Source organism: Frankia umida (assembly GCF_023242945.1).
Classification (GTDB): Bacteria; Actinomycetota; Actinomycetes; order Frankiales; family Frankiaceae; genus Frankia; species Frankia umida.
In genome coordinates, this window is record NZ_JALKFT010000152.1 from 1 (window position 1) to 230 (window position 230).

At 62.6% G+C, this 230-nt stretch carries 1 protein-coding gene; it reads right to left on the reverse strand.

From position 1 onward, the window contains the following. On the reverse strand, positions 1–230 hold a 230-nt coding region (locus tag MXD59_RS26185), incomplete at both ends, for a cbb3-type cytochrome c oxidase subunit I (RefSeq protein WP_248827229.1).

Sequence of the window (230 nt, forward strand, 5' to 3'; positions counted from 1 at the left end):
GTGGAGATCGTGTTCAGCGTGGTGAAGCCGTCGATGGCCTGGTAGTCGGCGTACCGGCGCGGCATGCCCTCGTTGCCCAGCCAGTGCTGCACCAGGAACGTGGTGTGGAAGCCGATCATGGTCAGCCAGAAGTGGATCTTGCCCAGGCGCTCGTCGAGCATCCGGCCGAACATCTTCGGGAACCAGAAGTAGATGCCGGCGAAGACGGCGAACACGCCGGCATCTACTTC